This window comes from Methylocystis sp. ATCC 49242 (genome assembly GCF_000188155.2).
In the GTDB taxonomy this organism is placed as follows: domain Bacteria; phylum Pseudomonadota; class Alphaproteobacteria; order Rhizobiales; family Beijerinckiaceae; genus Methylocystis.
Genome location: NZ_KE124773.1, coordinates 26652 through 41516 on the forward strand (window position 1 = coordinate 26652; position 14865 = coordinate 41516).

Sequence of the window (14865 nt, forward strand, 5' to 3'; positions counted from 1 at the left end):
CGGTCAGGCGTGTCCCTTCTATGTCATCGGGTAGGAGAGATAAGGCCGCAGACACTCACTTTTGCCGCTCTTGTGAGTCCGACCCGAGAGACCCATCTAAGGTGATGTTGACGCCCAAGCCCTCACAAGGAGGCTGCTTCCGGGCGAAGCAAAATGAGCGGAGGACCTAATGCGTAAGCTCGCTCTTTGGACCGCTGCATCTTTTCTCGCAGCCACAGGCTTTCCAGCGATGGCACAGAACAGCGCGCGAGGCACCGACCAAGATATTGGCGGGCACTTTCGGCACATGCACAGAGATTGGAGTCAGCAGGAAGGTCGCCACGTGCATAACGTTTGTTGGGAGTGGAACCCCGGAGTTGGATGGGTGTGGAAATGTAAGAACTAAAAATTGTTGGCCTGCAACCTCTCCATGGCCTTAGGCTCAAACAACGACGTCCTCGCGAGGTGGGCAAAGATCATCCGATTAGGGAGGCGCTTGTTACCGCACGCATCCTGCGCAACGCCCTAGCTTAAGCTAATTGGTCGTCCCGGGAGGGGATCGCGGCTTTATGCTGAATCAGATAGGCATTCCGAGCGATCGAATTCGGTGGCCGTCGCTGCCAGAGCGTCGCGTTGGGCGAGCTGTGGGAGACTGGCGCGCCTCCAGCAAGGACGCCAGCGTCATCATTAAGGTGGGGAAAAGCGAGCGGCCGCCTTTCTGCTGGCGACGGCAGTGATAAGCCGCATAGCTCCAGACCAGATTTTTGGCTATTGTTTGCGCGCCGGTTGTCTAATCATATTGCTCCGACAATTCACCCGAGCTGGCGTAAAGGCCGCACCGTCGCCATGAACATGTCGCCGCGATGCAAGGCCGCATTGAATAGCCCTTCTCCGGAGAGCGGCATCAACCGATGCAGTATCGAGAACTTGAGCTGATTCGGCGAGCATTTCGTTCAAGAGCCCTCGATTTTGTTTCGAAACGGCACTCATGAGCCTGTCACGCTCCACTTAATTGCAAGATTCTGGATTCAACCATTTCAATAGCTTAACCATGCGCTCAATTTGATAACGTGTATTTTATTTGAAAATCTGATCGCGTTTGTTGCACCTTATTTGAGACTTACGAAGTATCGTCTTCGCGACTTTTCTAGGACATTCGACCGATTCTTGAAAAATTGATTGGCGAATAAGATGCAGCGAAGCACCTAAAGCACCGCATTATAACAATTAAGCGCAGCGTGACAGACGTCATCCGCGCCCCCTCTGGATCTTTCGCACGCAATGATTACCTGATAAGAAGCGTGGGAGGGGGAATTGTTTTGTGGTCGCGCGCGTCGCTAAAATTCGTCAGTTGGGGAGCGCCGTGATCCTGCGCTGGCTGCGTCTGTTCATCTCCACGCTTATCATCGCGGCGGCTTTGATTGGCGCGATAGGCGCTTCTTACGCCGCGCCCAGCGCTCATTCCTGCGCGCAGATGGTCATGGATGACTGTCCGGACGGTCACGGCGATGCTGTGATCCCGATTGATTGCGACCCGCTCCTCTGCGGGGCGTGGCAGTTGCCGCCGTCATCCATCGCGCTATCGCCGGTTTCTGCGGCGTTCTCGCGATTGGCGTATTCGCGTGAAGAGTTGAGGCTTCGTGGGCTTTTAAGGTCGCCGGACCTTCGGCCGCCGATCGCCTGAAGGGCGCGCGCTTCACTAGCATCCGAATCAAAGAACGTGCCGAGTTGGCGGGTGCGAGCGCTCGCGTGGCCGGATGCAACAATCGAACTCAAAGTGCAATTCGGAGCGCCGAACGGCGCATGGTTTACCGCAGGCTGACAAGCCTGAAAGGAGTTAAAAATGCCTAAATTCTCACTCTTGATCGCCGCGGCGTTGCTCGCGACAAGTCTACCCGCCATGGCGCAAAGCGAAGAGCATCGCGAACATAGCGCCATGCAACACATCGGCGGACACTGGCGACATCAGCACCGAGACTGGAGCGGTTCATCAGGTGAGCCCGCCCATGTGCATAACGTCTGCTGGGATTGGGACGTCGCACGAGGCTGGGTCTGGAATTGCAACCGTTGACCGGTCGAAGAGAATAGAGGCTAATTAGTCTCTGAACGCAAAGCGAGGGCTCGCCGGATTAATCTGGCGGGCCTTCTTCATTATGGGCGCCGTCGAGAGTCGCGGGTCCCGGCTTAAACACGGGTCAGCCTGACGCGATCTTGGGCAGCGAAAGGCCCTTACAGGCAGTAGCTTGTCGTGCTATCCATTGTTCCAGAGAATGACAATGAAGCTAAGCTGGTTACGCTATCTAGTCTCCGTCCTTACGATTGTCGCGGCTTTGACGGGCGCGGCGTCGGGCTTTGCTGCGCCCTCGGCGCATTCTTGCGCTGGGATGACCGCGACAGACGACTGTCCAGATAGCCATAGCGACCATGCGCCGATACCGAGGCACTGCGACTCTCTCCTTTGCGGGGCCGTTCAGCTGGCGCCGACTTTCTCCATAGCGCCGTCAGTCGCCGCAGGGGTCGATTTTTTGCCTCAACCCCGCGACGACGCGATGCGTCGCGGCCTCTCGGGTTCTCCCGACCTTCGGCCTCCAATCTCCTAAAGCTGCAAGCGCCTTAACTGGGGGTATGGCAAGCTGTTTGTCTCAAAAGCGATGCGACGGACTTCGTCCGCGCCGCTTCGGATAATCAGGCCTTGCTCGCCCGGCCCGGCCGTATCCTCACGATCTCCCCCAGGTTCGTGACAATGGCCCTATTCCACGTAGCGACTCTTCCAAAGGGAAGCGGGAGTATTTCGGATGCCTCCCACAAATTTGCGGATGGCCTGCTGGGCGCTGCTGGCGCTCGGCCTGGTCGGCGCTACTAATGCCCAAGCCGCCATAGCCGACTACGAATTCAAGCTGGTCGATGCGAAACTCAAGAAAGGCCAGACGGTGGCCGCCGTCCGCCTCATCCATAAGCCGGACGGAAAGCCCGTGCCGGACGCCCTGATTTTCGCGACGCGGCTCGATATGGCGCCGGACGATATGGAGGCCATGACAAGCGCGATCGAACAAGCGCCGAGCGCGGAGCCCGGCGTCTATCGCTTCAAGGTCGATCTAACCGACGAGGGGCGCTGGCGCATCTCGCTGGCGGCGAAGGTCCAGGGGGAGAGCGAAACGCTGCAAAGTCGCCTGGTGCTACAGGCGACGCCATGAAGCGCCTATGCCGTCTTGCCTTCTTGGCTGTGACCGCAGTCGTTGCGGGCCTGACCGTGTGGCCTGTTTCAGCGGGCGAAAGGGAGATGCCGGGCGCGACGGTCGAAAGCGTTGTGGCGCTGGCCCGGCGGCTGAGCCCGGAGCTTGCGGCGTCTGTCCTCGACGCGGACGCCGCGGCGCATCGCGTCGGCGCCGCGGGCGTCCAGCCTGACCCCACGGTCACTCTCCAGGCGTGGGACGTGAATAGCCGCGGCGTTGGCCAGCGCTGGATCGGCGTCGAGCAGCAATTCAGACTGTGGGGGAAGACCGATCTGGAAAAGGGCATTGCCCAGGCGGACGCCGACGTGGCTCGGCGTCAGAGCGAGGCGATCGAGGTCGATCTCGTCGCGCGCGTGAAGACGGCCTATGCCCTATATGGCGCCGCCCAGCGTGCCGTTGACCTCTCGAAGTCGCTGAAGCAGCGCGTCGACGACCTGCTAGCGCTGCTTCGCCTGCGCTATGGCGCGAGTTCGGTCGATCAGCAGGAAGTCATCAAGGCGGAGATCGAAGCAGCCAATGCCGCTGCCGATGTCGCCCGACGAGAGGGAGACGCCAAATTGGCGGCGGCTCGATTGAACGCGCTGATCGGCCGCGCGGCCCTTGCGCCGCTCGCTTCTCCCAAGGGTTTCCGGCCGCTGAAGACGAAGCTCACCCTCGCCGGCGTTCAGGACCTCGCCCGGTCGTCAAACCCGCAACTTGCGGCGACGCATGCTCAGGTGCGCGCCGCCACGGGCGCCAAGGAGCTGACCGACCTCAACTACTATCCGGACATTACCGCCGGCGCGACCTTCGTGCAGCGGCCGACAGGGGAAAACAGCGGCCAGTTCCTGCTCGGGTTCAAGGTGCCGCTGCAATATGAAGCGAAAGACGCCGAGCAGCGCGCGGCGAGCGCCAGTCTCGGCGCGGCGCAGGCGCGCAACGAGGCGCTCCGCATCCGGCTTGACGGCGACGTCGCCGAGGCTTGGTTTCGCCTGGAAGCCATTCGCAAGGCCATCAAGATATTCGAGCAGCGGCAGCTGCCGCCCGCGCGACTATCGGTGGAAACCGCGAGCAAGGGATTCGATGCGGGAACGACTGACCTGGCGACGCTTCTCGAATCGGAACGTCGCCTTCGCGCGATCGAATTGGAGCTCCTCGCCTACAAGGTCGAGGAGCAGAGCAAATACGCCGACCTCGAACGCCTCGCGGGAGGCTCCCTATGAAACGCGCTCAAATCGTTCTCGTTACTGCCCTCGCACTGGTGGCGCTGAGTGGCGCTGGATTAGTGCTGCTGTGGCGCGCCAACTGGTCGGGTAGCAAAGCAACTACCGAAACGCATGCGCACGTCGGAACCGGTCCGATCATTTATTATCGCGATCCCGACGGCCCTTTCTTTTCCATTGCCCCGAAGAAGAACGATGCAGGAAAGGCTTATATCGGCGTTCGCGCGAGCGAAGACGTCGCTTTCGAAGACAAGCCGGCGGCGCCCACGCCGAACCCAACCTCAAGTCGCCGCATCCGCTACTACCGCAACCCGATGGGCCTGCCCGACACATCGCCGGTTCCCAAGAAGGACGCGATGGGGATGGATTATGTCCCCGTTTACGCCGATGAGTCTCAGGACGCCTCGACGGTCACGCTCAGTCCCGGAAAAATGCAGAAAACGGGCGTCCGCTCGGAGCCTGTCGAGCGGCGGACACTGACCGTTCCGATTCGCGCCTCCGGCCGCGTTGAGTTCGACCCGCGGCGCACTTCGGTCGTCTCATTGCGCTTCGAGGGTTTTATCGAATCCGTCGGGAAAATTGCGGAAGGCGATTATGTGCGCAAAGGGCAGCCGCTCATGCGCGTCTATGGGCCGGACCTTTCCAGCGTCGCTGCTGAATATGTGGCGGTGCTGAATTCGCGGGCCGCAGCACGCATAGAAGGCGCCAAACGTCGCCTCGTCAACCTCGGCCTCGATGAAGCGACGATCGCTACCATTGCGCGTAGCCGTCAGGTACCCCGCGTCATCACCTGGCCCGCGCCGCAAGGCGGCCATGTGATCGAACGCGCCGCCTTGACCGGCATGCGCGCGGCCCCGGGCGAGATGCTCTTCCGTATCGTCGACCACAGCGTCGTCTGGGTCCTTGCCGACATTCCCGAGCGGGATGTTCCGTCAGTCGCGCCGGGTCAGACAGCCATCATTCGTGCGCGGTCGTACCCGGACCGACCTTTCGAGGGGCGCGTCGCCGTCGTCTATCCGCATCTGAACGCGGAAACGCGCACGGCGCGCGTACGCATCGAACTTCCCAATCCCGGCGGCATGCTGCTCGGCGACATGTTCACGGATGTCGAGATCGCCGCCGGTGGAACCGACAAGGTTCTTGCGGTCCCCGACAGCGCCATCATCGACGCGGGCAAGCGACAGGTCGTGATCCTCGATAAGGAGGAGGGGCAGTTCGAGCCGCGGGAAATCAAGATCGGCCGGCGCGGCGACGGGTTTGCGGAAATTACCAGCGGCGTCGGCGAAGGCGACCGTGTCGTGACCTCAGCCAATTTCCTCATCGACGCCGAGAGCAATCTCAAAGCGGCGCTGCAGACGCTGGATCAGAGCGGGGCAGGCAAATGATCGGCCGGCTCATCGCGTGGTCAGCCCGCAACCTTGTGCTGATCTTCATCGGAACCGTCTTCGCGATCGCCACGGGCGTCTACGCGGTGCGAACCTTGCCGCTCGACGCCATTCCCGATCTCTCGGACGTGCAGGCGATCGTCTACACGGAATATCCGGGCCAGGCGCCGCAGGTGGTCGAGGACCAAGTCACCTATCCGCTCGCGAGCGCGATGCTCACCGTGCCGCGGTCGAAAGTGGTCCGTGGCTTTTCCTTCTTCGGCGTCTCGTTCGTCTATGTGATTTTCGAGGACGGTGTCGACGTCTATTGGGCGCGCAGTCGCGTGCTCGAGTACCTTAGCGCCGCAACCAAGCGCTTGCCGGCCAGCGCAACGCCAGTTCTCGGCCCCGACGCCACGGGCGTCGGCTGGGTCTATCAATATGCGCTCGTCGCCAAGCAGATGACGCTAGCGGAGTTGCGCTCGCTCCAGGACTGGACGCTCCGCTATGGCCTCGCCAAAGCCGAGGGCGTCGCCGAAGTCGCGAGCGTTGGCGGCTTCGTCAAGCAATACAATGTCGTCGTCGATCCGAACCGGTTGCGCGCCCTCAATATTCCGCTCTCCAGGATTCGCGAGGTCATCCGCGCCAACAACGCCGATGTCGGCGGCCGGACGGTCGAACTTTCGGAATTCGAGTTCATCGTTCGCGGGCGCGGCTATCTGAAGGGAATCGCCGATCTCGAAAACATCGTGCTGCGCGCCGGAGAGGGGACGCCGCTGCTGCTGAAGGACGTCGCCCGTATCGAACTCGGCCCTGACGAGCGACGCGGGATCACGGAGCTGAACGGCGAGGGCGAGGTCGCAAGCGGCATTGCGTTGCAGCGCTATGGCGCAAACGCGCTAACGGTCATCGACAATATCAGGGCGGCGCTGGCGCAGATTGCGCCGAGCCTGCCCAAGGGCGTCGAAATTGTCCCCGTCTACGACCGTTCGCAGCTGATCCACGCGGCGATCGAGACTTTGCGCAGCACGCTCGTCGAGGAGAGCGTCATCGTCGCGCTGGTGTGCGTCGTCTTCCTCCTGCATTTTAGAAGCGCGCTCGTCGCCATCATCATGCTGCCGGTGGGCGTGCTCATGGCCTTCGCGGCGATGAAGGCGCTCGGGCTCGGCTCCAACATCATGAGCCTGGGAGGCATCGCCATCGCCATCGGCGCAATGGTCGACGCCGCCATTGTCATGATCGAGAACGCCCATAAGCGACTGGAGAAGGCGCCGCCCGAGGCGTCCCGCATCGAGGTCTTGATTGACGCCGCAATAGAAGTTGGCCCCGCGCTGTTTTTCAGCCTCTTGATCATCACCGTCTCGTTCCTGCCGATCTTCACGCTGGAATCCCAGGAAGGGCGCCTGTTCAGCCCGCTCGCTTACACCAAGACCTTCTCCATGGCGGCGGCCGCCCTCCTGTCGGTGACGCTGGTGCCGGCGCTGATGATTCTCTTCGTGCGCGGGCGGATCATTTCGGAGGCGCGGAATCCGATCAATCGGGCCCTGATCTTCATCTATCGCCCGGTCATCCAACTGGTGATGCGTTTCAAGCTCCTCACCATATTGCTGGCGGTCGCCGCGCTCGGGATCACGATGCTCCCCGCGCGGCAGCTTGGCTCGGAATTCATGCCCGCCCTCAACGAAGGCGCGTTGCTCTACATGCCGACGACTCTGCCGGGCCTTTCGGTGACGAAGGCCGCGCAATTGCTGCAGACGCAGGATCGGATCATCAAATCCTTCCCTGAGGTGGAGTCGGTCTTTGGCAAGGCCGGGCGCGCCTCGACAGCGACCGATCCCGCGCCGCTCGAAATGTTCGAAACCATCATCAACTTGAAGCCGAAGGAACAATGGCGGCCGGGGGCAACGATCGAAAGCCTAATCGCTGAAATGGACGCGGCGCTGCAATTCCCCGGCGTTTCGAACGCCTGGACCATGCCGATCCGCAACAGGATCGACATGCTCGCCACCGGCATACGGACCCCAGTCGGGATCAAGATATTCGGCCGCGACCTGGCCCAGATGGAGAGCCTCGCCCGGCAAGTCGAGAAAGTGGTGAAGGGCGTCCGCGGCGCCTCCTCGGCCTACGCGGAACGCGTGATGGGCGGCTATTATCTCGACATTACGCCCGATCGGTCGGCGCTTGCCCGCTACGGCCTCATGATCGACGATATGCAGACGACGATCGCGACGGCGCTCGGCGGCGAGACTGTCACCACCACGGTCGAAGGACGCGAACGCTATGGCGTCAACGTGCGCTACCCGCGCGATTTTCGATCAAGCCCGAGGGCGATCGCCAGCGAAGTCCTGATTTCGCTCCCCGGCGGCGGAACGATACCGCTCGGCGAAGTCGCGAAGGTGGAGCTGGTTCGCGGCCCGACCTCGATCCGCACGGAGAACGGCCAGCTCGCCGTCTATATCTTTGTCGACATCCGTGACCGCGACATCGGCGGCTTCGTGAATGAGGCGCGTAAGGCCGTCAATGAGGCGATCGACTTTCCGTCAGGCTCTTATGTCGTCTGGAGCGGGCAGTTCGAATATCTTGAACGCGCCGAAGCCCGCATGCGCATCGTCGTGCCGGTGACGCTCTTCATCATCTTCCTGCTGCTCTACCTGAATTTCCGCAAAATTACTGAAACGTTGATCGTCATGTTGTCGCTGCCCTTCGCGCTGGTCGGCGGCGTCTGGCTGATGTGGCTCCTGAACTTCAACATGTCGATCGCCGTCGGCGTGGGTTTTATCGCGCTCGCCGGCGTCGCCGCGGAAACGGGCGTCGTCATGCTGATCTATCTGGAGGCGGCGATGCAGGAGGTCGCGGAAGCGCGGGCTACTGAGGGGAAGCCATTCACCAAGGCCGATCTCCGCGAGGCGATCATGCTCGGCGCTGTTGAGCGCGTACGGCCCAAGATGATGACAGTCGTCGCCATCATGGCCGGCCTCGTGCCGATTCTCTGGAGCACGGGCGCCGGTTCGGAAGTCATGCAGCGCATCGCCGTCCCGATGATCGGCGGCATGGTGTCGTCCACGCTGCTGACGCTCGTCGTCATCCCGGCGATTTACGCGCTGATCAAGGGGACTGGTTTGCCGGCGGGCGATGACGGGGGCGGCTCAGGGCACGAGGAAGCAAGCGCAGGCGGAATCGGATCGCCGCAAGTGGCGGTTCGATAAATTCAACCAGAAGGAGGCAAAATGAAAGAGGAAGCGAAACAGTCACTGTTGTTGGTCGTCGTCGCGGTTGCCGGGTTGGCCATGGTCGGCGTAGCCCCTTCGGCAGCTCAGGCTCAGAACCGGCAGGAGGCCGCGCAAGCGGGGGAAAAGGCGACGGGGAAGGGCGTCATCAAGGGCGTCAACAAAACGGATCGCCAAATCCAAATCACGCATGAGGCCATACCGGCGCTGAAATGGCCGGGGATGACAATGGCCTTCAAGGTCGCGCCGAACGTGGACCTCGAAGGGCTGGCGCCTGGCGCGAAGATAACCTTCACCCTAAGCAAAGCGCCACAAGGCGGCTACGTGATCGAACAGATACAGCGCGCCGAATAAGGCTCCCGCTCAGAGCGCCGCCGGCGTTGCTAAGTGGCCCCTGGAAATGGCGGCATTTCCAGAAGCCGCTTAGGCTCGATCTGAGCTTGCCGCAAACGCAATGAGTTGGCGACGACGCTGACCGAAGACAGCGCCATGGCTGCGGCGGCGATCGTGGGCGAGAGCAACAAGCCGAAGGCGGGGTAAAGAGCGCCCGCCGCAACGGGCACGCCGGCGGCGTTGTAGAAGAACGCGAAGAACAGGTTTTCGCGGATATTGCGCATCGTCGCTCTCGACAGGCGACGGGCGCGGACAATGCCGCGAAGGTCGCCCTTGAGCAAGGTGACGCCCGCGCTCTCGATCGCCACATCCGTCCCCGTGCCCATGGCGACGCCAACGTCGGCCGCGGCCAAGGCGGGGGCGTCGTTTACCCCGTCGCCCGCCATGGCGACGATACGGCCAGCCTGACGCAGGCGGGCGACGACCTTGCTTTTATCCTCCGGCAGGATTTCGGCTTCGACTTCGTTTATCCCCAGCCGCTTCGCGACGGCGCGCGCCGACGTCCAATTATCGCCTGTGAGCATGACGACCGAGACGCCATCGTCGCGAAGCGATTTCAGGGCATCCGGGGTCGTCTCCTTGATCGGATCGGCGATCGCTATGACGCCGGCGGCTTTGCCGTCGATGGCGATGAAGATTGCCGTGGCGCCGTCTTCGCGCAGGCGCTCGGCCTCGTTATCGAGCGCGGCCGCATCGACGTCGAGCTCCGCTAGAAAACGGCGGTTCCCGATGACAATGGATCGTCCGTCGATCCGACCGGTGACGCCCTTGCCGACCGGCGAGTCGAAATCCGTGGCCGGGGTCAAAGCCATATTTCTTGCCAGAGCCTCCTGAACGATCGCGATCGCCAGGGGATGTTCGCTTGCGCGCTCAAGGCTCGCGGCGACAGCCAGCAGGTCATTCTCGGCCAAGCCCTCCACGGGGCGGATGGCTGTCACACGCGGCTTGCCTTCGGTGAGCGTTCCGGTCTTGTCGACAACGAGCGTATCGACCTTCTCGAAGCGCTCCAGCGCCTCAGCATTCTTGATGAGAACGCCCGATTGAGCGCCGCGCCCAATCCCCACCATCACGGACATAGGGGTCGCAAGGCCTAGAGCGCAGGGACAAGCGATGATGAGAACCGAAACGGCGGCGATAAGGCCATAGCTCATGCGCGGCTCCGGTCCCCATATGGCCCAAGCGGCGAAGGCCAGGAGAGCGACCAGGATGACGAGTGGCACGAACCAGCCTGAAACCTGGTCGGCAAGGCGCTGGATCGGTGCGCGGCTTCTCTGCGCGGAGGCGACCATGTCGACAATGCGCGAAAGCATCGTGTCGCGGCCAACCCTCTCTGCTTGCACCATGAAGCTGCCTGTCTGGTTGATTGTGCCGCCGATGACCTTGTCCCCGGCGCTCTTGGTCACCGGCATGGACTCGCCCGTCATCAGGGATTCGTCGACGGAGCTTCGGCCCTCGAGAATCGTTCCGTCGACTGGGACCTTCTCGCCGGGGCGCACGCGGAGGCGGTCGCCGACATGGACCTCGTCCAGGGAGACTTCCTCATCCGATCCATCTTCCCTGACGCGCTTTGCCGTGACCGGCGCGAGATTGAGAAGCGCCCGAATAGCGCCGCCGGTCTGCTCTCGCGCCCGCAGTTCGAGAACCTGTCCGAGAAGCACAAGCACGGTGATGACGGCGGCTGCCTCGAAATAGATCGGGACCGAGTTGTCCGCGTTTCTGAAGGTCGCGGGAAAGAGTGAAGGCGCAAAGGTCGCGACAACGCTATAGAGCCACGCCACGCCCGTGCCCATGGCGATCAGCGTGAACATATTGAGGTTGCGCGTGACGAGGGACTGCGCGCCTCGGACGAAAAATGGCCAACCGGCCCAGAGAACGACGGGACTCGCCAAGGCGAATTGAATCCAGCTCGACATCTGCGGCGCGATGTAATGGTGGAGATTAAGGAAGTGCCCGCCCATCTCCAGCACGAAGACAGGGAGGGTGAGCGCGAGCCCGACCCAGAAGCGCCGCGTCATATCCGTGAGTTCGGCGCTGGGTTCGGTTTCCGCCGCCGAAACGACAGGCTCAAGGGTCATACCGCAAATCGGGCAATTGCCGGGCCCGACCTGGCGAATTTGCGGATGCATGGGGCAGGTGTAGATCACGCCCTCCCCAGACGGGGGAAGGCTTTGTCTAGTTTCGGCGCGGTCTACATATCCGCCCTGCGACGAATGAATGCCAGCATCGCGCTCCGGCGGATGGCTGTGGCCGGACCCGTGATGATGGTGTTCATGGCTCATGTCCATTCCTTCCGAGACACAACGCGGGAGGGAGCTGGCTGCGTTCGCGTCCCGCGCGCGCGAAAACACGGTTTCGTTAGACGTCGTGTTTTTCTGAATTATCAGGGGCCTTGTCGTGATGGTGGCCGTGACCGTGATGCATGAAGAGATGCATCAGAGGGCACGCGAGCACGACCAGGAATGGCAAGGCGTCGAGAACGTGCCGCCAATGCCAGTAAAGGACGAAGGCGGCAGCTAAAGCGTAGAGCGCCAACAAAGGCGCTTTCGAGAGAGAAAATTTCATAATCGGCCCCTTAGAGAGGAGATAAGATCGTTGACGCCGGACAGACTAGCCGATCGCCCGTCGGGAAGCCATGGAGTGTCAAGGCGATAGGGGCCCTAGTGCTCGATCGAGCGAAGCGAATCGCACCGGATCGGCCAAGCGTCGCCGCCCCTTCTGTGGCGCCTTTCGGTCGCCACAAGCCGCGAGCCGCAGCAGCGTGAAATTGTTTCGGCTACGCGGAACGCGTCATTGGCGGCTATTATCTCGACGTCATGCCGGACCGCAGCGCCCTAGCGCGTTACGGCCTCATGATCGGCAACGTGCAGGAGGTTATCTCGACCGCACTGGGCGGAGAGACGATAACGAATAACGACAACGGTCGAGGGGCGGGACCGCTATGGCGTCAATATTCGCTATCCGCGCGATTTCCGCTCAAAGCTGATTTCGGCCCTCTCTGCAGCTGACAGCGCAAATAGTGCTGCTCAACATCATCGACGAGTTCCCGCGCGAGGCCCTTGCGATTCGCATCCATCGCGAACACTCTCCGCGTCGGCGTTTGGTGTGATCGCCGAGCTGTTCATCCTTCGGGGCGCCTCAGGCGCCATTCCAACGAGGTGCGGCTGCATTCGTCGCTTGGAAATCGACCGCAAGAGCCGCCCGCGCTGCTCGCTGTGCGCCACGGCGCTACCTCGACCAGCTCCGCCGTGCCCTCAGCGGCTGGCCCGAAAGCCGGCTATGAACTAACATTCCAACCGGATAACGCCAGGTGGCTGCCCCGGCGACAGGAACAACATGGTTGAAGCCATTGTTACAACCAAAGCCGACGCCAAGCTTCTGCGACATTTTGCAAAGCTCTCCTTCGGTTTCTGGACCGGCCCGACGCGCAGAACGGCCGCCTTATTTGTTTTGGGCCTCTTCGGCTGCCTTGTCCTGAACCTCATCCCAGCCATCGCGGTGAACCGATGGAACAAGTTTTTTTTCGACGCGCTGCAGAACAGGGACCATCGCCTGATCTTATTCAGCATCGGCCTCATGCTCGTGCTCGCCTTGATCTCTGCGTCGACGAGCGTCGCATTGCTGCAAATGCGCATGCGCTTCCAGTTGCGCTGGCGAGAGTGGCTGACGCGGACGCTTGTGCGGCGGTGGATGGAGCGCCGGCGCTTTTATCAGCTCAGCGTCCTCCGTCTCGTCGATAATCCGGAAGCACGCATCGCCGAGGACGGGCGTATTGCCATCGAGCTCTTCGTCGACTTTGCGACTGGCGTCACAAATGCTCTGCTCATGGCGGCCTCTTTCGTCAGCGTGTTGTGGTTCATCGGCGGCTCGCTGACCTTCTGGGGCGTCACGATCCCCGGTTACCTTGTGATTGCGGTCGTGATCTATTCCGCCTGCACGTCTTATGGAATGCTGCTTCTGGGCCGTCCGCTCGTCGCACGCGTCGAGGGGAAAGCGGCCGCTGAGGCGGATTTCCGCTTTGAGCTCTCGCACACGCGCGAGAATGCCGAAACGATCGCGCTAATCGGCGGCGACGACGCCGAGCGAGAGCTGCACTGTGCGAGATTTGATCACGTCGCCTTGCGATGGATTGACGTGATTGGACGGCAGGCTCGCATGCTGTTCTTGTCAAGCGGCAATAACGTTCTCGCGCCGGTCATACCACTCATGCTTGGCGCACCCAAGTATCTAGCCGGCGAAATGTCGCTCGGCGATCTCATGCAAGCGGCGGCTGCCTTCATACAGGTGCAATTGGCGCTCAACTGGCTGGCCGACAATTCGATGCGCCTCGCCGACTGGTTCGCGTCAGCGCGGCGCGTCGCCACGCTCGACCTCTTCTTCGATAGCCTCGACGAGCTCGCGATCGGGGCCGAGGAGAAGATGATTGATCTCGGCTTCAGCGACGATGGCGCCTTGCATCTCTGTGGTCTCTCGATCGCCCAGCACGACGGCACACTTATGCTCGCGGACACCGATGCCGTGATTGAACGCGGCGAGAAAGTCCTCGTGAAGGGAGAGTCCGGCGCCGGCAAGAGCACGCTGATCCGCGCGATTGCCGGTTTGTGGCCCTGGGGCAGCGGCCGCATTCTCCGTCCAAAGGATGCATGCATCGCTTTCATGCCGCAGCAGCCATACCTGCCGCGGGGCACGCTGCGCGATGCGCTCGACTATCCCCACGACAACACCCCACCGGACCCGGCGCGCATCGAAAAGATCCTCACCGCCTGTGGCCTGGGTCATCTCGTGTCACGCCTGGACGAGGAGCAGAGCTGGTCCGATGTGCTCTCCGGCGGCGAGCAGCAGCAGCTTGGCTTCGCGCGGGTGCTGCTGAGGCCGCCCGACATCATCATCATGGACGAACCCACCTCGGCGCTCGACGACCTCAGCCAAACCCGGCTGATGGAATTGCTCAGCGAAGGGCTGCCTGGCTCGACCATTGTCCATGCCGCGCGCCGCAATCTGGATAAGCGATTCTACAATCGCGAGATTCAGCTCAAGGCTAGATCCGCGTCCACAAACGCCAATGGAGCTAGATAATAGTAACCGCATTAGAATGCTAGGCAACAAACCTTCCATATGCCAGATGCGAGCGACAGAAAGCCCGGGAAGCGCGCTTGGATCTCGCGTTTACAGCCATGCTAAAAACATGGCCTCCTGGCATTACGACATCAGCGCCCCTTAGACAAAATTTGGATTAAGGAACGGAAGTTTTCTGGCTCACGTAGCCCTTCAGAAGTCGTGCCGGGTAAGCAGATGACTGACGGGGCAACGGGGAAAGATTGCTGGGCCTCCCAAATAGGCTGGAGAATTCTTTTTGCATAAGACCTCGGGAACAGTAAATCCCTTGGCACGAACTGACGCCCCGCTGTGGCGGGACCGGCGCGCCTTGATTCATGCGCCGAACTTGCCGAGATGGGACGCGCCGCCGGCA

The 14865-nt window shown here is 61.7% G+C and carries 9 protein-coding genes and 1 pseudogene; 8 read left to right on the forward strand and 2 right to left on the reverse strand.

From position 1 onward, the window contains the following. Window positions 1-1300: 1300 nt before the first annotated feature. From MET49242_RS01330 to MET49242_RS01355, 6 genes are all read left to right on the forward strand, one after another. On the forward strand, window positions 1301-1663 hold the full coding sequence (locus MET49242_RS01330; RefSeq protein ID WP_144259410.1) for a hypothetical protein: 363 nt from the start codon (window positions 1301-1303) through the stop codon (window positions 1661-1663). 1111 nt (window positions 1664-2774) lie between these two features. Beyond that, window positions 2775-3173 carry a FixH family protein gene (locus MET49242_RS01335; RefSeq protein ID WP_036279853.1) on the forward strand — a complete coding sequence of 133 codons (399 nt, stop codon included), beginning with the start codon at window positions 2775-2777 and terminating at the stop codon, window positions 3171-3173. Then, entirely contained in the window at window positions 3170-4414 is a 1245-nt protein-coding gene (locus MET49242_RS01340) for a TolC family protein (protein ID WP_036279856.1), read from the forward strand. The genes MET49242_RS01335 and MET49242_RS01340 overlap by 4 nt, the downstream gene beginning before the upstream one ends. Further along, window positions 4411-5799 carry an efflux RND transporter periplasmic adaptor subunit gene (locus MET49242_RS01345; protein ID WP_036279859.1) on the forward strand — a complete coding sequence of 463 codons (1389 nt, stop codon included), beginning with the start codon at window positions 4411-4413 and terminating at the stop codon, window positions 5797-5799. The genes MET49242_RS01340 and MET49242_RS01345 overlap by 4 nt, the downstream gene beginning before the upstream one ends. Then, window positions 5796-8984, forward strand: coding sequence for an efflux RND transporter permease subunit (locus tag MET49242_RS01350; RefSeq protein ID WP_036279862.1), 3189 nt, complete (start codon window positions 5796-5798; stop codon window positions 8982-8984). Before MET49242_RS01345 ends, MET49242_RS01350 begins: the two co-directional genes overlap by 4 nt. Before the next feature lie 21 nt (window positions 8985-9005). Further along, on the forward strand, window positions 9006-9359 hold the full coding sequence (locus tag MET49242_RS01355) for a copper-binding protein (RefSeq protein WP_051133913.1): 354 nt from the start codon (window positions 9006-9008) through the stop codon (window positions 9357-9359). A gap of 29 nt (window positions 9360-9388) precedes the next feature. Here MET49242_RS01355 and MET49242_RS01360 read toward each other — a convergent pair whose 3' ends face one another. Together MET49242_RS01360 and MET49242_RS01365 are read right to left on the reverse strand one after the other, a co-directional pair. Continuing rightward, window positions 9389-11677: a copper-translocating P-type ATPase gene (locus MET49242_RS01360; RefSeq protein ID WP_051133933.1), complete on the reverse strand. Its 2289-nt coding sequence runs from the start codon at window positions 11675-11677 to the stop codon at window positions 9389-9391. 76 nt (window positions 11678-11753) lie between these two features. Then, on the reverse strand, window positions 11754-11960 hold the full coding sequence (locus MET49242_RS01365; RefSeq protein WP_036279868.1) for a DUF2933 domain-containing protein: 207 nt from the start codon (window positions 11958-11960) through the stop codon (window positions 11754-11756). Between the two features lie 212 nt (window positions 11961-12172). Here MET49242_RS01365 and MET49242_RS25990 point away from each other — a divergent pair. Together MET49242_RS25990 and MET49242_RS01370 are read left to right on the forward strand one after the other, a co-directional pair. Then, a pseudogene (locus MET49242_RS25990) lies at window positions 12173-12374 on the forward strand (hypothetical protein); the annotation flags it as partial. A 471-nt stretch (window positions 12375-12845) separates the two neighbouring features. Beyond that, the gene (locus MET49242_RS01370) at window positions 12846-14471 is read left to right on the forward strand and encodes an ABC transporter ATP-binding protein/permease (RefSeq protein ID WP_244430629.1); all 1626 of its coding nucleotides are present in this window, start codon (window positions 12846-12848) and stop codon (window positions 14469-14471) included. Window positions 14472-14865 lie beyond the last annotated feature (394 nt).